Source organism: Micromonospora sp. NPDC049081 (genome assembly GCF_040648835.1).
Lineage (GTDB): Bacteria > Actinomycetota > Actinomycetes > Mycobacteriales > Micromonosporaceae > Micromonospora > Micromonospora antibiotica.
This window is the reverse complement of sequence record NZ_JBEZEK010000021.1, coordinates 1-17,792: the sequence shown is the minus strand read 5'-3', so window position 1 is coordinate 17,792 and position 17,792 is coordinate 1. Positions and strand designations below refer to the sequence as shown.

Sequence of the window (17,792 nt, the reverse complement as noted above, 5' to 3'; positions counted from 1 at the left end):
CTAACCATCCCCGCCGGACGGCCCGGCGAGGTCACCGGCGGCGGCTCCTCCATACCCACCGGGCCGGTTGTTCAGCACCGAACACCAGTGCGAGAGTGCAGGACGTGAACCCCGCAGCCACCGCTACCGCAGGCCCCGGCACCGGGCGAGGGCCCGCCGAGCTGCTGCACCGGCTGCGCACCCGGCACCGGGCCGACCCGGTCACCCACGTCGAGCGGGTGCCGGCCCGCACCGGGCAGCAGGCGCCGTGGCCGCAGTGGGCACCCGAGGAGCTACGGGCGGCGTTCGCCCGACGCGGCGTCACCGCCCCCTGGCGGCACCAGGCCGAGGCCGCCGAGCTGGCGTACGCCGGGCAGCACGTGGTGGTCGCCACCGGCACGGCGTCCGGCAAGTCCCTGGCATACCAGCTCCCGGCGCTGGCCACCCTCCTCGCCGACCCCCGGGCCACGGTGCTCTACCTGGCCCCCACCAAGGCCCTCGCCGCCGACCAGCTGCGCGCCGTCGCCGGCCTCGACCTCGACGGGGTACGCCCCGCCACCTACGACGGGGACACCCCGCGCACCGAACGGGAGTGGATCCGCCGGCACTCCCGGTTCGTGCTCACCAACCCGGACATGCTGCACCACGGCATCCTCCCCGGGCACGCGCACTGGTCGGGGTTCCTGCGCCGGCTGACGTACGTGATCGTCGACGAGTGCCACACCTACCGGGGCGTCTTCGGCTCCCACGTGGCGCACGTGCTGCGTCGGCTGCGCCGCCGGTGCGACCAGTTCGGCCGTACCCCCGTGTTCCTGCTCGCGTCCGCGACGTCGGGTGACCCGGCGGCGACCGCCGGGCGGCTCACCGGCCTGCCGGTCACCGCCGTCACCGAGGACACCTCACCGCGCGGCGGGGTCACCTTCGCGCTCTGGGAACCGCCGCTGCTGCCGCCGAACACCGACGTCGAGGCCGTCGCCGACGACCTGAACCAGGTCCGCCGGTCGGCGCTGCGGGAGACCGCCGACCTGCTCGCCGACACCGTCGCCGAGGGGGTACGCACGCTCGCCTTCGTCCGGTCCCGGCGCGGCGCGGAGGTCGTCGCCGCGAACGCCCGACGGGCCCTGGACGAGGCGGTGCCCGGCCTCGGCGAACGGGTCGCCGCCTACCGGGCCGGTTACCTGCGGGAGGAACGGCGGGAACTGGAACGGGCCCTGCTGCACGGTGAGCTGCTCGGCCTGGCGTCCACCAACGCGCTGGAGCTCGGCGTCGACCTGGTCGGCCTGGACGCGGTGCTGATCTGCGGCTGGCCGGGCACCCGGGCGTCGCTGTGGCAGCAGGCCGGCCGGGCCGGCCGCTCCGGCGACGAGGCGCTCGCCGTGCTGGTGGCCCGGGACGACCCGCTCGACACCTACCTGGTGCACCACCCGGAGGCCCTGTTCGGCCGGCCCGTCGAGGCGACGGTGCTCGACCCGGCCAACCCGTACGTGCTCACCCCGCAGCTCGCCTGCGCCGCCGCCGAGTCCCCGCTCACCCCGGCCGACCTGGACCTGTTCGGCGACGGGGCGAAGGAGGCCGTCGACGAGTTGGTGCGGGCCGGTGACCTGCGGCAGCGGCCCACCGGCTGGTACTGGCGACACCGGGAACGCCCCGAGGTCGACCTGCGTGGCCAGGGCGGGGCGCCGGTCTGCGTGGTGGAGGCGTCCACCGGCCGGCTGCTCGGCACCGTCGACGGCGGGTCGGCGCACTTCCTCGTCCACCCCGGGGCGGTCTACCTGCACCAGGGCGTCTCGTACGTGGTCGACGCGTTGGACCTCGACGACGGGTGCGCGCTGGTGCACGCCGAGGAGCCGGACTGGTCCACCCACGCCCGGGACGTCACCTCACTCTCGGTGGTGTCGGTCCGCTCCTACCGGGACGCCGGCCCGGTCGGGCTCTTCCTCGGCGAGGTGGACGTCACCAGTCAGGTGGTCTCCTACCAACGTCGCCGGATCGCCTCCGGCGAGGTGATCGACACCCGCCCGCTGGACCTGCCCGCCCGGGAGCTGCGGACCGTCGCGGTCTGGTTCACGCTCTCCCCGCAGTCGTTGGCGGCGGCCGGGGTCGAGCCGGCGGACGTGCCGGGGGCCCTGCACGCCGCCGAGCACGCCGCGATCGGGTTGCTGCCGCTGATGGCCACCTGCGACCGGTGGGACATCGGCGGGCTGTCCACCGCCCTGCACCCGGACACCGAGGCGCCCACCGTGTTCGTCTACGACGGTCACCCCGGCGGGGCCGGCTTCGCCGAGCGGGCCTACCGGACGGCAGCGGCCTGGCTGGGCGCCACCCGGGACGCCATCGTCGAGTGCGGCTGCGAGTCGGGCTGCCCGTCCTGCGTCCAGTCCCCCAAGTGCGGCAACGGCAACAACCCGCTGTCCAAGCCGGGGTCGGTCCGGGTCCTCGACGTGGTCCTGACCAACCTCCCCACCGGGATGCCCGTCCCCACCCAGCCGACCCCTGCCCCGCTGGTCCCTGCCCCGCTGGCTCCCGCCCAGCCGGCTCCTGCCCCGCTGGTTCCTGCCCCGCTGGTTCCTGCCCCGCTGGTTCCTGCCCCGCTGACTCCCACCCAATTGGCTGCCGCCCAGCTGACTCCCGTCGAACCGGCTCCCGCCCCGGCTGCTGCCCAGCCGACCCCCGCCCAGCCGGCTCCTGCCCAGCCGGCTCCCGCTTCGGCTGCTGCCCAGCCGGCCTCCGCCGAGCGGTAGCGCGGCGCGGTCGGCGGTTGCTGCGGGTGCGGTGCGATTCCGGCCCGTGATCGTGCTTGAGCCGAAGGACAAGTGGGCATTGATGCATGGGAGCGCTTCCATCGATAATGGGGAGTGCCACCCTCACCGCCGACCCTGCCGTTCTTCCCCCTTTGGAGGAGAAGCCGTGGCCGACACCATCGCCGAGACCGTCGACCTGCTCTACACCATCGACCAGGACAATCTCACCCCGGACCAGTTGATCGCGCTGGGTGCCGCACTGGCCAGCCTGGCGCAGGCGGAACGCCTGGACCAGATCAACGAGCGGCTGCGGGGCATCCACCAGGTGCTCAACACCTGGGCGCTCAAGGCGACCGCCGAGGGGCGTTGACGACGGCCGCTCACTGCTGACGGCGGCGAGGCTCACCCCTGACGGCGGCGAGGCTCACCCCTGACGGCGGCGACCGCTGACTGCTGGCTGGCACTGACGGTGGTGATCGCTGGCTGCTGCCTGGTGGCGGGCGCTGACCGTGGGGTTGTGCGAGACTCCGGCGCACCCTTCGGAGGAGTTTTCATGCAGCTAGACAGCTTGCAGGCGCAGCACCAGTTCCACGTCCGGCAGCGGATCCGGATGATGGTCAACCAGTACGAGGTCCGGGCCGTGGCGGCGGACGGCACCGAGGGCGAGTTGTTGGCGTTCGCGCAGCAGAAGCGGCTCGCCTTCAAGGAGCAGGTCACCATCTACACCGACGACTCCAAGCAGCACCCGCTGCTCGGTTTCAAGGCCCGGCAGCGGCTCGACCTCGGTGCCACGTACGACGTGACCGACCACGCCGGCACGCCGATCGGGCTGTTCCGCAAGGACTTCGCCCAGTCCCTGCTCCGCTCGACCTGGCACGTCGAGCAGGCCGGCCTGCCGCAGATCACCGGTCAGGAGCGCAGCATGCCGGTGGCGCTGCTGCGCCGGTTCGTCGACTCGCTGTCGTGGCTGCCCTACCACTTCGACTTCATCGCGGGTGGCCAGTCGGTCTTCTCCGTGATCAAGAAGTGGGGGCTGCGGGACCGTTACGTCGTCGAGGTGCCGCACCCGCAGATCGACCGGCGGCTGGTGATCGCCATGGCGATCGGCCTGGACGCGCTCCAGGGCCGCTGAGCCACCGGCCGGCCCGGTCTCGGCTCGCCGCCGTACGGCCCGGGACTGCCGTCGCCCGGCTCGCCTCCACGGCGTCGACGTCTCGCCGGGATCTCCGGAACCCGCTTTCCGGCTGCCGCGCCGTGCTCGGGCACGGCAGCCGGAGACGGGTTGCCGCACCGGCGTGCGGCGGTCAGCCGCGCACCGGTCCGGCGCGGGCCGTGACGGTGGCGAACCGCCGCAGTCCCGGCAGCGGGGTGACCGCCACCTCGACCGTCACCACCACGTCGAGCCCGTCCACCTGACAGGCGACCAGCCGGGCGGCGTTGGCGCGGACGAACTCGTCGGCGGTCGCACAAGCCGGCCCGGACCCCTGCCACACCTGACCGGCCCCGGCCAGCGCCCCGAAGTCGGCACCGACCCGGGCCTGGTGCCGTGCCAGCCGGGCTGCACCGATCGCCGCCCCGAACCCCCCGACCAGCACGAAGACCATGCCGACGGCGAGCAACAGCACGGTCGCCCCGCCCCGCTCCGACGCGCGGTCGGCGCGGACCGGCGCATGCTCCCTGGCGGTGGCCTCGGCGGGGCCCGGGACGCGGACGGGCCGGCAGGCGCGGATCACGAGCCGGTACCCGGCAGGCCAGGAGCCGGCAGGCCCGGAGCCGGCAGGCCCGGTTCGATGGCGGCGACCGTGCTGGCCTCGACGGTCAGCCGGGGCAACCGGGCCCCGAGCGCCCGGACGGGGGCCCGCACCGTCACGGTTACCCGGTCCGCCTGCACCGAGATCGAGACGACCGCAGCCTCGGGTGCGATCCGGGTGCCCGTGTCGGTGCCGTCCCCGCCCCGGGCGGCGGCGAGCGCCGCCTCCCGGGCCGCGTCCAGGCAGGTCGCCTTCGTGGTGACCGCGTCGACGGCGGTGAGCCCGGCGAACAGGAGCACGAGCAGCGCCGGCAGGCCGGCCGCCAGTTCGGCGGTGAACGAACCCCGGTCCCGACCGGCCGGCCGGCGCGGTCTCACTTCAACGCCCGATCGATCACGGCCGTCAGGGCCGACTGCACGTTGCCCGAGGTGAGCACCTTGAGCAGGATGCCGGCGAAGGCGACGGCGGCGAGGGTGCCCACGGCGTACTCGGCGGTGTTCATCCCCGCGTCGCCGCGCAGCCGGGTGTGGAGCCGGCGGAGAAGTTTGCGCATCTGTCGTTTCCCTTTCTCGATGAGGGGTCACAGCACGTCGCCGAGGACGGCGACGATCACCGGCACCAGGCCGGCGAGAATGAAGGCCGGCAGGAAGCACAGGCCCAGCGGCAGCACGATCAGCACGCCGGCCCGTCGGGCGGACGCCTCCGCCGCCGTGGACCGGTCGGCCCGAAGGTCGTCGGCGACGCGGGTGAGGGCACCGGCCAGCGCCGCACCGCTGCGGGAAGAGCGCAGCGCGGCACCGACCACCCGGTCGGCCCCGGGCACCGGCGTGAGGTGTGCCCACGCCTCCGCTGGCTCGCCGCCGAGCAGCAACGTCCGCCCGATCCGCCCGAGCCGGACCGCCAGTGGACCGTCCAGAGCATCGGCCACCGCGAGCACCGAGCGGTCCACCGGTGCACCCGCTCGCATGGCTGCTGCCAGCAGATCGGCGGCCAGTGGCAGATCGGCGGTCTCCCGTGACCGGCTCTTGCGAACGGCAGGTGGTTCGATCCGGCGGAGCATCCGGTCCGCCGTCAGCGCGGTCAGTGCCCCGCCCAGGGCTCCGACCCAACCGCCGGCCAGCAGCAGGACCGCCAGCCCCGCCAGGGCGGCTCCGAGCCGTACCCGGTCGGGCCACCAGCCTGGCCGGCGTCTACCGGTCCGCCGGCCGGTCAGTACGTCCCACCTCCGGCCGGCCCGGTTGCCACGCACCATGACCAGCAGCGCGGCCGCGACCAGGCAACCGGCTGACACGTTCGCCGGTGACATCAGCCGCCGCCACCCGGCGTGGCACCCAGCCGCTCGGCCCAGAGCAACCCGCCGACCTGGAGACCCATTGCGGTCAGCGCGCACCCGGCACCCACCGGGGTGTGCAGCAGCACCGCCAGTGGGTCGACGCCGATGCCGTAACCGAGGGCGACACCACCGAGTGGAAGCGCGGCCAGCAGCAGCGCGGTGGCATTGGCACCCGCCGCCTGGGCGGCCGCAGCGGCCATTCCCCGGTCGAACGCCCGCGCGTCGGCCTCGACCCGTTCGAGGAGGTCGGCCAGGGGTGCCCCCGTCCGGTCGGCGAGTCGGACCGCCGCCCGAGCCAAGCGTTCGAGCCGGTCCGTCCCGGCCGGATCATCCGTCATCGTGCCCGAGCGGCTTCCCCGGCCCGGGAGTCCGTCGCCCGACCGGGACACTGACAGCAGGCCCACCGGTGTGCCCGTACCGACGCCACGGTCGGCAGCGGGTCCGGGGTCGGTGCCGAGCAGGCGGGGGGCGGTCGGCGGAGCCAGCCCCGCCACCGGTCGGCCGGGGCCGCTCGGACGGTCCGCGCCCGATGGGGCGTCGGTGCGGTCGAGCATCGGAACGGGCAGACCAGCACGCAGGTCCGCAGCGAGCGCCCCCAGCCGGTCCAGTTGGCAGCGACGCTCCCGGCTGGCCTGCCCTGCCGCCCGCCTGCGACGCACGGCGCGGGCCCCGAGCATCCCGTAGGCGGCCAGGAGGGCGGCGGCGACCGGCCCGGCGGCGACACCACCCGCACCCGCTCCCACGAGCCCGACCAGCAGCAGGATCCGTCGCGGACGGTCGGACACCCGCCACCGCAGCGGGCCTCGACCGGTTACCCACCGATAGACCGTCGGAGGTGCGCCACGGGTGTCCGGAGGGGCCGGGGCGCCCGGCGGTGTGGCGAGCACGCGGCGGCGACGCCGGTTGGGGCTTACCGGCCAGGCGACCACCAGTGCCGCACCGGCCAGCAGGGTCGTGACCAGCCACCAGGGGGATGTCACGCCAGCCCCGCCGTACCGGACCGGGGCGCCCGCAGCAGGGATGGCACCGGGACTCCCCGATCCCGCAGCAGGGTGACCAGCGCGGGCCCGGCAGGCCCGACGCCGTGGCCCCGTACCCAGGCCGGCACCACCGTCACCAGACGGTCCGACCCGTCCGCCAGCAGTAGGCAGATCGACTCCAGCAGTCGACCCTGAGGGCCTCGACGGACCTGCACCAGCACCTGGAGCGCGGCGGCGACCTGGGCGTGCAGCGCCGCCCGGGGCAGCCCGCCGAGCAACCCGAGGGCCTCCAGCCGGGCCGGCACGTCAGCCGGGGTGTTGGCGTGCAGGGTGCCCGCCCCGCCGTCGTGGCCGGTGTTGAGTGCGGCCAACAGGTCCACCACCTCCGCGCCCCGGCACTCGCCCACGACCAGCCGGTCGGGACGCATCCGCAACGCCTGCCGGACCAGCTCGCTCAGCCCGACCACGCCCGCGCCCTCCACATTGGCCGTGCGGGCCTGGAGACCGACCACGTGCGGGTGCACCGGGTGCAGTTCGGCGGCGTCCTCGACCAGCACGATGCGTTCCGTCGTCGGGACCAGGCCCAGCATCGTGTTGAGCAGGGTGGTCTTGCCCGAGCCGGTGCCGCCGGTGACCAGGTAGGCCAGCCGCGCGGCGACCACCGCAGCGAGCACCGGTGCCACCGGGTGCGGCACGGTGCCCTGTCGGACCAGTTCGTCGAGGGTGAACGGGCGGTGCCGGAAGGTCCGCAGGGACAGGTACGGCCCGTCGGTCGCCACCGGAGGCAGTACGGCGTGCAGCCGGGTGCCGTCGGGCAGCCGCGCGTCAGCGTAGGGCGAGCCGTCGTCGAGCCGACGCCCGGCGGCAGCGGTGAGCCGTTGCGCCAGCCGGCGTACGTCGTCGACCGTGCCGAGCGGCACCGCCACCTGGTGCAGCCCCGCGCCCCGGTCGACCCAGACCCGGACACCGTTGACGAGTACGTCGGTGACCTGCGGGTCTTCGAGCAGTGGGGCGAGCGGCCCGGCACCCACCAGATCGTCGTGCACCCGGTTGGCGATCCGCAGCACGGCGGTGTCGCCGAGGACGGCGGCGGACGGTTCGGCACGTACGGCGGAGACGATCGCCGCCGGGGTGACCGGGGTCGCCGCTTCGGCCATCCGTTGTCGGACCCGGGCGGCGAACCCGTCGGACCGGTCGGTCATGCCGCACCCGGCACGGGCAGCCCGGTCAGCTCGGTGACCAGTCGGCGGCAGAGCGCGGCGAGGGGGCCACGGCCGGCGGCGGCCGGTGCCTCACCGCGTTCCAGCCCCCGGCACAGCGCCGGTTCGGGGCGCAGCGTCCCGGCCAGCGGGAGCCCCAGGGCCCGAGCCACCTCGGTCGCCCGCAACCGGCCGGGGGCGGGGCCCCGGACGATCACTCCCAGGGTGGCGCAGTGCGGGGCTGCGGCGGCGACCACCCGGGCCGCCGCCGCGGTGGCCCGCAGCTCCGCCGGCACCACCACGTACGCCTGGTCGGCGGCCTGCAACGCGATCACGGCGGCGTCGTCGAGCTGGCGCGGCAGGTCGACCACGACGAAGTCCCGACCCCGCCGGGCCGCGTCCACGGTTGCGGCCATCGCCTGCGCGGGCAGAGCCAGCGGCTCACCCCGGTCCCAGGAGAGGACGACCAGGTCACCCCGGTGCGGCAGGGCGCGGACCAGGGCGGGCGCGTCGACCCGGCCGTCGGCGTCGGTGAGGGACGGCCAGCGCAGCCCGTCCAGTTCCTCCCAGCCGAGCACCAGGTCGAGCCCGCCGCCGAGCGGGTCCGCGTCGACCAGCAGGGTCCGCAGGTGGGCGCGGGCGGCGGTGACCGCCAGGCCACCGGCGAGGACGCTGGCACCGGCCCCTCCCCGGCCGCCGAGCACCGCGACCATCCGGGCCGGGCCGGCCGGGTTGCCGCCCGGCGCGCACTCGGTGAACCGGTCGACCAGCCATGGCTCGGCGGCGGGCAGGACGGCGACGTGCTCGGCACCGATCAGCTCGGCGATCTCCCAGCCCGGGTCGAGTTCACCCGACCGCCCGACCAGCACCGTGCGGGGCCGGCGGGGCAGCCGACCCCGCAGGCAGGCCTGGGCCTGGTCGCTGCCGACGAGCACCAGGGGCGCGGGGAGCCAGCGGGAACGGGCGGCAGCCGCGTCGGCGGCCACCTCCACCTCGGTGCCGCCCGCTGCGGCGAGCCGCAGCAGCTCGTCGAGGAGGTCACCGTCGGAGGTGACCAGCAACGGCAGTCGTCGGTGGGGCGGAAGGGAGGTACGGGGTGGCATCACGGCCTCCAGCGGTCGGGGGTGCTGGCTCAGACCCTGCGCCGGCTTCCCCGGTGCGTGCCGCCCGCGACGGCTTGCCTGTGGACAACGGGACGGCCTGTGGACAGCCCCCGCCACCGCAGGTGATCTGCTATGACCGCCGGCCGGCCGGCGGGTTGGTGGGCGGACTGGCCGCAGGACCCTCCCCGACCGCCCGTTCGACCGCCCGTAGAACCCGACCGGAGGTCCCTGACCAGCACCGGAGCCACCGCCAGCACACCATCTGGTGAGCCGGGGCGGCCGAACGACGCCGACCGTCCCGGGGACGTGCGGGAAGGAACGCGAAAAAATGTCCTGTTCACCCCGCCCGAGTGATTGACGGCATACGGCGTCGTACGTCAATAATCGTGACCGCACGCCACCGCGAAGGTGGCACCCGCCGCTCTCGGAACCGGGGCCATGGCCGACTCACCCGATGAAACCACCACCACCCTGCGCATCGGTGGCTGGCTGCCGGCACCCCGGCACCACCAGACACTGCCGCCTTATCTCGTCCCCCCGGCCGGCCGGCATCTGATCGACGCCTCCCCGACCGGGTCACCGACCGGCCCACTGCCGGCGCCCGCCCACGCCGTCGAACCCGCCGGCATCGGACGGACCCTGCTGCTGGCCGGAGTGGCATTCGGCCTGGTCGCCAGCCTCGTTCTCGCCCTGTCACCGTTGTGGTCGGGCCCGCGGCGCGACGCCGCCGCCCTCCCGATGACGCCCTCGTGGATCGCGGAACGCCCGGACCTCGCGGCCGTCGAGAGCCCCACGCCGGTCGCCGAACACGCGCCCGCGCCGGCCTCACTCGCCACCCGCGCCGCCGCCCCGGTCGCGCCGGTAGCGCCGCCGCCCCGCCAGCCACACCAACCCGCCACGGGTACGACGACCCGCCCGGCCGCGACGACCACCCCACCCCGGCCCGCCCCGACGACGACCCCGCCCCGCCCCACCACGAAGCCGCCGACGAACCAGCCCGGACCGGGCGAACTGACGCCGTTGCCGGGATGGCAGGAAAAATCCCTGCGGTCCAGCTCGAACGGAGCCTCGACGTACGTCGAGTTCGTCAACGCCCGCAGTTCGCAGGTCGTCGTCTACTGGCTCGACTACCAGGGCCAACGACGGCAGTACAAGGTGCTCGACGCCGGCCGGTCCTACCGCCAGCAGACGTACCTGGGGCACCCGTGGGTGGTCACCGACCGGCACGGCCGCGCCCTGGCCTGCTTCCTGCCCGCCCGTACGACGATGAGGGCGGTGGCGCGCTAGCCCGTTCGCCGGTCATCGGCGTGCGGATCCAGCAGTTCGCGGGCGGAGCGCTCCCACCGGAAAGGGACGACCCCCGTCGGGGGGAGACGGGGGTCGTCGAATGGTTCGGCTCCGGGGGGGTTGAGCCGAACCGGCCCGGCGGTCACGGGGGGGTGCGACCGCCGAGGGTCTGTCAGCTTTCGGGGACGTGAATCGTTGTCGTGCGGACAAGTCTGCCCGAGCAGACTGTTCACGTCGAGTGGTGTTGACCCCACTCCCTGCGAAATTATTACCGCAGCGTGTGACTGCGGTCACGTTGAGCATTCGCGTCCCGGGTACTCCCGCAGGTCGGGTGAGGTATTGACCCCGGGGCACCCGCCGACCCCGCATCGTCGGACTAGACTTGCGCGCCGTGGGCCGAAGTGCCGCTTTTTTCGATCTGGACAAGACCGTCATCGCCAAGTCGAGCGCCTTGGCATTCGGTCGGCCGTTCTACCGGGACGGGCTGATCACACGACGGGACGTCGTGAAGTCGGCGTACGCGCAGCTGATGTTCCGGCTGGGCGGCACCGACGAGCAGACCATGGCCAGGACCAGGGATTATCTCGCCGCGCTCTGCAAGGGCTGGCGGGTGGAGCAGGTCCGTCAGATCGTCGCGGAGACCCTCCACGAGCTGATCAACCCCTACGTGTACGCCGAGGCCGCCGTGCTGATCGAGGAGCACCAGGCCGCCGGGCGGGACGTCGTGCTGGTCTCCGCGTCGGGCGAGGAGATGGTCCGGCCGATCGGCGCGTTGCTCGGGGTGACCGACGTGATCGCCACCCGGATGAGCGTGCAGGACGGCCGCTACAGCGGTGAGGTGGAGTTCTACGCGGCCGGTCCGAGCAAGGTCGAGGCGGTCACCGAGTTGGCCGCCGCCCGGGGCTACGACCTGGCCGACTCGTACGCCTACTCCGACTCGTACAGTGACCGGCCGTTGTTGGAGTGCGTGGGCCATCCGAGCGTGGTCAATCCGGACCGGGCGTTGCGCCGGCTCGCGGTGGAGAACGCCTGGCCGGTGCTGGAGTTCCGGCATCCGATCCCGCTGGGCCGGCGGCTGCGGGAGCGCCCGGCGGTCCCGGTGGCCGCGGCGGCGCTCGGCGTCGGCGTGGGGGTGGCGATCGGCATCGCCTGGTACGGCCGGCACCGCCGCACCCGCGCCGTACAGGCCGCCTGAGGACCCGGGCCACCCCGCCCGCCCCGACCAGCCCTGGCCTCGCCAGCCCGGGCCACCTGGCGAGCCGTGCCGCGCCGGCCCGCTGACCTGACCGACCCGCGCCACCCCGGCCGCCCCTCGCCGTCGAGGCACACTGGCCGGTCCCGCCGTCATTGACCGCACCGCCCGACGCAGGCCGCCGGTGTGAACAGCCGCACCCGAAGTGACGAGCGGCACCCCACCACGCAGCACTTTCCCTGCATACCCCCGATTGAGCGATCGCTCAAATAAGCCTATGCTCGATTTTGAGCAGATGCTCAAATACGGGAGGTGGCAATGAACGAGCAGGATCGACCGCCCCGCCGGACCGCGGCGAACTGGGTGCTCGCCGGCCTGATCTTGGCCTTCGGCATGATGGTGTTCGTCGCCACCGTGCTCGACGGGCGGGCTGACAGCGCCCTGCTGTTCGTGGTGCTCCCGACGGCCCTCGCCGCCGCACTCGCCCTGCTGCCCGGTCGCACCGCGCACGGCCGGGTCTTCGTGATCACCACGGTCGCCCTGCTGCTGGCGGCGGTCGCGCTGCACGAGGGGGCGATCTGCGTCATCCTCGCCGCCCCCCTGGTCTACGCGGTGTCCCACGGGACCACCGCCCTGATCCGCGCGCTGCGCGACGCCTCCCGCCCGTACGCCGTCATCGCGGTGCCGTTGCTGCTCCTGCCGGGGCTGGAGGGCAGCGGACCGGCACCCCGGATCGCACCCGACCAGTCCGTCGAGGTGGTCCGGGCGGTGGCCCTGCCGGCCGACCAGGTGGCCGCCCGGCTCGCCGCCGGCCCCCGCCCCGTACCGGTCCGGTCGGTGCCGCTGCGGCTGCTCGGGGTGCCCACGCCCGGCCAGGTGAGCGGGGACGGGCTCGACCCGGGTGACAGGTGGATGTTCGGCTACCACGGCAGCGCCCACGGCCCCGGCGGTCACCTGCTCGCCGAGGTGGAGACGGTGGGGGTGCAGCGGGTCGGGTTCCGGTTCGTCGAGGACAGCTCGATCACCGCGCGCTGGTTCAGTTGGCGGCACGCCGAGGTGAGCTGGCGGGCCGTCGACGATCGGCACACCGAGGTGCGCATCCGGGTGGACTACACCCGGGGGCTCGACCCCTCCTGGTACTTCGGGCCGATCCAGCAGGTCCTGCTCGGTGCGGGCACGGGACACCTGCTGGACATGATGACGCTGCGATGATCGCCGCCCGCTACCTCAGCCTCGCGGTGCCGCTGCTGGCCGTGCTCGCCGCCGCCCGGGTCGACCGGAGCCGCGCCGGTCGGGCGGCGGCGCTGCTGGCCTTCCTCGCCGCCGGCATCGGCATCGCCGCCCTCGACGAGGTGGCCCGGCGCACCGGCTGGTACACGTTCGCCCCGGTGCGGGGGAGCTACCGGGGGATGCCGGTCGACCTGTGGATCGGCTGGGCCGTGCTCTGGGGTCCGCTGCCCGTGCTGCTGCGCCGGAGCCTCCCGGCGCCGGTGGCGCTGGGCCTGCTGCTCTGGATCGACGCGGTGGCCATGCCCGCGCTGCACCCGCTCGTCCGGCTCGGCCCGCACTGGCTGGTCGGGGAGCTGGTCGGGCTGCTCGTGGTGGCCCTGCCGGCGCAACTGCTCGGCCGCTGGTGTGCCGACCGGCGACACCTGGCGGCACGCACGCTGCTCCAGGTCGGGGTCTTCACCGCCCTGCTGCTGTGGTTCGTCCCCAGCCTGGCCTTCGAGGTCGGCGACGGGTCCTGGACGACGGTGACCGAACTACCCCGGCCCGTCCTGCTGCTCCTCGCCCAGGTGGCGCTGGTGCTGGCCGCCCCGGCGCTCGCCGCGGTCCGCGAGTTCGTTACCCACGGCGGCGGCACGCCGTACCCGTGGGACCCGCCCGTACGGCTGGTCACCACCGGGCCGTACGCCTATCTGGCCAATCCGATGCAGACCTGCGCGGTGGCCCTGGTGCTGCTCACCGCCGCGCTCACCCGCAGTTCCGCGCTGGTGCTGGCGGCGGTGGTGGCGGTCGCCTTCAGCGTGGCGGTGGCCGGACCGCACGAGGAACACGACCTGGCCGACCGGCACGGCGGGGCGTGGCACGCGTACCGGCGGCAGGTCCTCAACTGGTGGCCGCGTTGGCGGCCCTACCAAGCGGGACCGGCGGCGGTGCTGTGGCTCGACGACGACTGCGGCCCGTGTGCCGCGACCTGGCGTTTCCTTACCCGCCGCCACCCGGTGGGCCTGCGGACAGGTCCCGCCAGCGCCGCGAAGGAGGTGCTGTGGCGGGCGGAGTACACCGACGGCGGCGGTCGGCCGGAACGGGGGGTGGCCGCCGTCGCCCGCGCCCTCGGGCACCTGCACCTCGGGTGGGCGGTGGTCGGCTGGATCCTGCGGTTGCCCGGGGTCGGTTGGCTGGCGCAGCTGGTGACCGATGCGATGATCACACCGCCGCATCCGGCGGGCCCACGAGGAGGACGATGTCCGGCACCAAGCAGCGCCTCCTGGACGGCGCCATCACCGCCATCCGTACGCACGGCATCGCCGGTGTGTCCGCCCGAACCATCGCCGCCGCCGCCGGGGTGAACCAGGCGCTGGTCTTCTACCACTTCGGCACGGTCGACGACCTGCTGACGGCGGCCTGCCGGGCCAGCACGGCCGACCGGCTCGCGCACTGGTCGGCCCGGCTGGCCGGGGTGGGCTCGCTGCGGGAACTGCTCACCGTCGGGCAGGAGCTGCACGAGCAGGAACGCGAGCTGGGCAACGTCTCCTTCCTGGCCCAGATGCTGGCCGGGGCGCAGACCGACGAGCGGCTCGCCGCGCCCACCGCCGCCGCGCTCCAACTCTGGGTGGACGAGATCGAGTCGGTGCTGCGCCGGCTGCTCGCCGGGTCACCCTTCGCCGAGATCGCCGACGTGCCCGGCCTGTCCCGGGCCGTCTGCGCCGCGTTCGTCGGGCTGGAACTCTATGACGGGGTGGACCGGGCGGGCGTGCGGCAGGCGATGTCGGCACTCGACCAGCTCGCCGTGCTCATCGAGATCGTCGACGACCTCGGACCGGTCGCCCGGCGGGCGCTGCGCTCCCGGGTGAACCGGGCCGCCCGCCGAGACTGACCGCGCACCCGGCACCGGTCGGGTGGGGCGCGCGGACGGCCACCCGGGTCAGACGGCGGCGGTCGGGAAGGGCGCGCGGACGGCCACCCGGGTCAGGCAGCGGCGGTCGGGTGGGGCGCCTGGGCGGCCACCGGGTCAGGCGGCGGCGATGATCTCGTCGCCGACGGCGGTGAGCTGGTCGGCGCCCACCTCGACCGCGCTCAGGTAGTGCCGCAGCCAGGAGCGCAGGCCGTCCGGGGTGCCGGTGGCGAAGGCCCCGGCCGCCCCGACGTACTCCGGCTCCCGCTCCCGGTGGCCGACGTCGACAGCGACCAGGCCACGCGGGTCGAACCCCCGGGACATCAGCACCAACCGGGCGGCGGCGCGGGCGACCACCCCGGACGGGCCGGCGAAGGGCCGCAGGTTGAGCAGCTCGCCGTGCACCACCGCGGCGAGGACCAGCGGGGAGACCGTCGTCCCGCCGGCGACCAGCCCGGCCAGCCCGTCGAGCCGGGCGGCCACCACCGGGTCGGCGACCGGACGCCCCAGCTCTGCCTCGGCGACCACGTCCCGGGCGGCGAGCACGTGCAGCCGGGCCAGCGCCTGCCGGGGGGCCTTCGGCCACAGCTCGGTCAACCCGGGCAGCGCCCCGGCCACCCGTAGCGCCCCCTGGAGCACCGGTTCGGTGACGGTGCCGGCGCGGACCGCCTCGCGCTCGTGGTCGTACCCCTCCAGGGCGGCGCTGGCCACCGCGCAGCGCAGGCCGACCTCGGCCACGACCTGGCCACCGTGGCGGCGCAGCGCGCGGTGCCGCATCGCCTGGTCGACCCGCTCGCGGGCCCGCTCGACGGCGGGGGCGATGTCGGCGAGCGCGAGCAGGGGCGCGAGCGGGTCGGTGGTCACTCCGCCACGCTAGCGACCGGGTGACTCCGGCCGGACGCCACCCGCCGCCGGGCCGTCGAGTCCGATCCTGATCAGGTCGGGACGGGTGGGCCGTCGAGCGCGCCGGGACGGCCGCTGAGCGCGCCGGCCGGCACCGGGGGTGTCGCGGTCCCGAGCTGCCCGGACTAACCTCGGCCGGGTAGAGACGCAGGTCACCCGACGAAGGAGTCACCGCATGAGCGAGGCCTTGGCCAACCTGCTGAACGAGACGCGCCAGTTCCCGCCGCCGGCCGCACTCGCCGCCCAGGCCAACGTCACCGCCGACGCGTACGACGAGGCCGGCGCGGACCGGCTCGCCTTCTGGGAGCGGCAGGCCGGCCGGTTGGCCTGGGCCAGGCCGTGGGACGAGGTGCTCGACTGGTCGAACCCGCCGTTCGCGAAGTGGTTCGTCGGCGGTCAGCTCAACGTGGCGTACAACTGCCTGGACCGGCACGTGGAGGCCGGCAACGGCGACCGGGTGGCGATCCACTGGGAGGGCGAGCCGGGCGACACCCGCACCCTCACCTACGCCGACCTGCACCGGCTGACCTGCCAGGCGGCGAACGCGCTGACCGACCTGGGGGTGGTCGCCGGTGACCGGGTGGCGATCTACCTGCCGATGATCCCCGAGGCGGCGGTGGCGATGCTGGCCTGCGCCCGGATCGGCGCGACCCACAGCGTGGTCTTCGGCGGTTTCTCCGCCGACGCGCTGAGCAACCGCATCTCCGACGCCAGCGCCAAGGTGGTGATCACCGCCGACGGCGGCTACCGACGGGGCAAGCCGTCGGCGTTGAAGCCGACCGTGGACGAGGCGGTGGCGAACTGTCCGTCGATCGAGCACGTGCTGGTGGTCCGGCGCACCGGCGAGGAGGTCGCCTGGTCGGCGAAGGACCACTGGTGGCACGAGGCGGTGGAGCAGGCGTCGGCGGAGCACGTCGCGCAGCCGTTCGACGCCGAGCACCCGCTGTTCATCCTCTACACCAGCGGCACCACCGCCCGCCCGAAGGGCATCCTGCACACCACCGGCGGTTACCTCACCCAGGCCGCGTGGACGGCGCACGCGGTGTTCGACCTGAAGCCGGAGACCGACGTCTACTGGTGCACCGCCGACATCGGCTGGGTCACCGGGCACTCCTACATCGTGTACGGGCCGCTGGCCAACGGCGCCACCCAGGTGATGTACGAGGGCACCCCGGACACCCCGCACAAGGGCCGGTTCTGGGAGATCGTCGACAAGTACAAGGTCAGCATCCTCTACACCGCGCCGACGCTGATCCGCACCATGATGAAGTGGGGCGACGACATCCCGGCGGGCTTCGACCTGTCGTCGCTGCGCCTGCTGGGCAGCGTCGGCGAGCCGATCAACCCGGAGGCGTGGATGTGGTACCGCCAGCACGTCGGTCGGGGTGAGCTGCCGATCGTGGACACCTGGTGGCAGACCGAGACCGGCGCGATCATGATCTCCCCGCTGCCCGGGGTGACCGCGACCAAGCCGGGCTCGGCGATGACCCCGCTGCCCGGTGTCGTCGCCGACGTGGTGGACGACCAGGGCCAGTCGGTGCCCAACGGCGGCGGTGGCTACCTGGTGCTGCGTGAGCCGTGGCCGTCGATGCTGCGCACCATCTGGGGTGACGACAACCGGTTCATCGAGACGTACTGGTCCCGGTTCGAGGGGATGTACTTCGCCGGTGACGGGGCCAAGAAGGACGACGACGGGCACATCTGGCTGCTCGGCCGGGTCGACGACGTGATGCTGGTGTCCGGGCACAACATCTCCACCACCGAGGTCGAGTCGGCGTTGGTGTCGCACCCGTCGGTGGCCGAGGCGGCGGTGGTCGGCGCGACCGACCCGACGACCGGGCAGGCGATCGTCGCGTTCGCCATTCCGCGCGGCACCACCGACATCTCGGGTGAGGCGGGCGAGCGGCTGATCACCGAGCTGCGCAACCACGTGGCCAAGACGCTGGGCCCGATCGCCAAGCCCCGGCAGATCATGCTGGTGCCGGAGCTGCCGAAGACCCGCTCCGGCAAGATCATGCGCCGGTTGCTGCGGGACGTGGCGGAGAACCGTTCGCTCGGTGACGTCACCACGCTCCAGGATTCCTCGGTGATGGAGCTGATCTCCTCCGGGCTCAGTGGCGGGAAGTCCGACGAGGACTGACCACAGCCCTACCCGTCGGGGGGGGGCGGGGCGCCGGGGGCGGGCCCCCCCCGCCGGTGGTAGCCG

General features: G+C 74.3%; 16 protein-coding genes and 1 pseudogene. 9 read left to right on the top strand and 8 right to left on the bottom strand.

Features of this window, described 5'->3' with window-relative positions; genetic code table 11:
* Positions 1-95: 95 nt before the first annotated feature.
* From AB0B63_RS24835 to AB0B63_RS24825, 3 genes and pseudogenes are all read left to right on the top strand, one after another.
* Positions 96-2,441: pseudogene (locus tag AB0B63_RS24835) on the top strand (DEAD/DEAH box helicase); the annotation flags it as partial.
* Between the two features lie 445 nt (positions 2,442-2,886).
* The gene (locus tag AB0B63_RS24830) at positions 2,887-3,090 is read left to right on the top strand and encodes a hypothetical protein (protein ID WP_208565553.1); all 204 of its coding nucleotides are present in this window, start codon (positions 2,887-2,889) and stop codon (positions 3,088-3,090) included.
* A gap of 183 nt (positions 3,091-3,273) precedes the next feature.
* Entirely contained in the window at positions 3,274-3,852 is a 579-nt protein-coding gene (locus tag AB0B63_RS24825) for a hypothetical protein (protein WP_219465950.1), read from the top strand.
* A 172-nt stretch (positions 3,853-4,024) separates the two neighbouring features.
* On the opposite strand, the gene AB0B63_RS24820 is transcribed toward AB0B63_RS24825, so the two are convergent.
* The 7 genes from AB0B63_RS24820 to ssd all read right to left on the bottom strand — a co-directional run bounded on the left by AB0B63_RS24820 (position 4,025) and on the right by ssd (position 9,086).
* Positions 4,025-4,324, bottom strand: coding sequence for an Rv3654c family TadE-like protein (locus AB0B63_RS24820; protein ID WP_244251762.1), 300 nt, complete (start codon positions 4,322-4,324; stop codon positions 4,025-4,027).
* 125 nt (positions 4,325-4,449) lie between these two features.
* A complete protein-coding gene (locus AB0B63_RS24815) occupies positions 4,450-4,848 on the bottom strand; it encodes a TadE family type IV pilus minor pilin (protein ID WP_357022756.1) in 399 nt (132 codons plus the stop codon).
* Positions 4,845-5,024 (bottom strand): DUF4244 domain-containing protein, encoded by a 180-nt coding sequence (locus AB0B63_RS24810; protein ID WP_091244508.1) that lies wholly within the window; start codon positions 5,022-5,024, stop codon positions 4,845-4,847. The genes AB0B63_RS24815 and AB0B63_RS24810 overlap by 4 nt, the downstream gene beginning before the upstream one ends.
* Positions 5,025-5,051: 27 nt before the next feature.
* A complete protein-coding gene (locus AB0B63_RS24805; protein ID WP_357022752.1) occupies positions 5,052-5,777 on the bottom strand; it encodes a type II secretion system F family protein in 726 nt (241 codons plus the stop codon).
* Positions 5,777-6,589, bottom strand: coding sequence for a hypothetical protein (locus tag AB0B63_RS24800; protein ID WP_357022749.1), 813 nt, complete (start codon positions 6,587-6,589; stop codon positions 5,777-5,779). The genes AB0B63_RS24805 and AB0B63_RS24800 overlap by 1 nt, the downstream gene beginning before the upstream one ends.
* A gap of 191 nt (positions 6,590-6,780) precedes the next feature.
* The gene (locus tag AB0B63_RS24795; RefSeq protein ID WP_357022746.1) at positions 6,781-7,986 is read right to left on the bottom strand and encodes a TadA family conjugal transfer-associated ATPase; all 1,206 of its coding nucleotides are present in this window, start codon (positions 7,984-7,986) and stop codon (positions 6,781-6,783) included.
* Complete coding sequence (ssd, locus tag AB0B63_RS24790) at positions 7,983-9,086, bottom strand: septum site-determining protein Ssd (protein WP_357022744.1); 1,104 nt, start codon at positions 9,084-9,086, stop codon at positions 7,983-7,985. Before ssd ends, AB0B63_RS24795 begins: the two co-directional genes overlap by 4 nt.
* A 438-nt stretch (positions 9,087-9,524) precedes the next feature.
* Between ssd and AB0B63_RS24785 the strand changes: the two genes are divergently transcribed.
* The 5 genes from AB0B63_RS24785 to AB0B63_RS24765 all read left to right on the top strand — a co-directional run bounded on the left by AB0B63_RS24785 (position 9,525) and on the right by AB0B63_RS24765 (position 14,665).
* Complete coding sequence (locus AB0B63_RS24785) at positions 9,525-10,373, top strand: hypothetical protein (protein ID WP_357022741.1); 849 nt, start codon at positions 9,525-9,527, stop codon at positions 10,371-10,373.
* 391 nt (positions 10,374-10,764) lie between these two features.
* Positions 10,765-11,568, top strand: coding sequence for an HAD-IB family hydrolase (locus tag AB0B63_RS24780; protein ID WP_208565547.1), 804 nt, complete (start codon positions 10,765-10,767; stop codon positions 11,566-11,568).
* A gap of 315 nt (positions 11,569-11,883) precedes the next feature.
* On the top strand, positions 11,884-12,777 hold the full coding sequence (locus AB0B63_RS24775) for a hypothetical protein (RefSeq protein ID WP_357022737.1): 894 nt from the start codon (positions 11,884-11,886) through the stop codon (positions 12,775-12,777).
* Positions 12,774-14,138: a methyltransferase gene (locus tag AB0B63_RS24770; RefSeq protein ID WP_357022734.1), complete on the top strand. Its 1,365-nt coding sequence runs from the start codon at positions 12,774-12,776 to the stop codon at positions 14,136-14,138. Before AB0B63_RS24775 ends, AB0B63_RS24770 begins: the two co-directional genes overlap by 4 nt.
* Positions 14,033-14,665, top strand: a complete 633-nt coding sequence (locus AB0B63_RS24765; RefSeq protein WP_219465926.1) for a TetR/AcrR family transcriptional regulator — start codon at positions 14,033-14,035, stop codon at positions 14,663-14,665. Before AB0B63_RS24770 ends, AB0B63_RS24765 begins: the two co-directional genes overlap by 106 nt.
* Before the next feature lie 135 nt (positions 14,666-14,800).
* On the opposite strand, the gene AB0B63_RS24760 is transcribed toward AB0B63_RS24765, so the two are convergent.
* Positions 14,801-15,547 carry an oxidoreductase gene (locus tag AB0B63_RS24760; protein ID WP_357022731.1) on the bottom strand — a complete coding sequence of 249 codons (747 nt, stop codon included), beginning with the start codon at positions 15,545-15,547 and terminating at the stop codon, positions 14,801-14,803.
* Between the two features lie 214 nt (positions 15,548-15,761).
* On the opposite strand from AB0B63_RS24760, the gene acs reads away from it, so the two are divergent.
* Positions 15,762-17,726, top strand: coding sequence for an acetate--CoA ligase (acs, locus tag AB0B63_RS24755; protein ID WP_357022728.1), 1,965 nt, complete (start codon positions 15,762-15,764; stop codon positions 17,724-17,726).
* The last annotated feature ends 66 nt before the right edge of the window (positions 17,727-17,792 follow it).

Coding starts and splice junctions, on each gene's coding strand:
- AB0B63_RS24825 (WP_219465950.1), top strand. CDS start 3,274: ATGCAGCTAGACAGCTTGCAGGCGCAGCACCAGTTCCACGTCCGGCAG.
- AB0B63_RS24820 (WP_244251762.1), bottom strand. CDS start 4,324: ATGGTCTTCGTGCTGGTCGGGGGGTTCGGGGCGGCGATCGGTGCAGCC.
- AB0B63_RS24810 (WP_091244508.1), bottom strand. CDS start 5,024: ATGCGCAAACTTCTCCGCCGGCTCCACACCCGGCTGCGCGGCGACGCG.
- AB0B63_RS24805 (WP_357022752.1), bottom strand. CDS start 5,777: ATGTCACCGGCGAACGTGTCAGCCGGTTGCCTGGTCGCGGCCGCGCTG.
- AB0B63_RS24795 (WP_357022746.1), bottom strand. CDS start 7,986: ATGACCGACCGGTCCGACGGGTTCGCCGCCCGGGTCCGACAACGGATG.
- ssd (WP_357022744.1), bottom strand. CDS start 9,086: ATGCCACCCCGTACCTCCCTTCCGCCCCACCGACGACTGCCGTTGCTG.
- AB0B63_RS24785 (WP_357022741.1), top strand. CDS start 9,525: ATGGCCGACTCACCCGATGAAACCACCACCACCCTGCGCATCGGTGGC.
- AB0B63_RS24775 (WP_357022737.1), top strand. CDS start 11,884: ATGAACGAGCAGGATCGACCGCCCCGCCGGACCGCGGCGAACTGGGTG.
- AB0B63_RS24770 (WP_357022734.1), top strand. CDS start 12,774: ATGATCGCCGCCCGCTACCTCAGCCTCGCGGTGCCGCTGCTGGCCGTG.
- AB0B63_RS24765 (WP_219465926.1), top strand. CDS start 14,033: ATGTCCGGCACCAAGCAGCGCCTCCTGGACGGCGCCATCACCGCCATC.
- acs (WP_357022728.1), top strand. CDS start 15,762: ATGAGCGAGGCCTTGGCCAACCTGCTGAACGAGACGCGCCAGTTCCCG.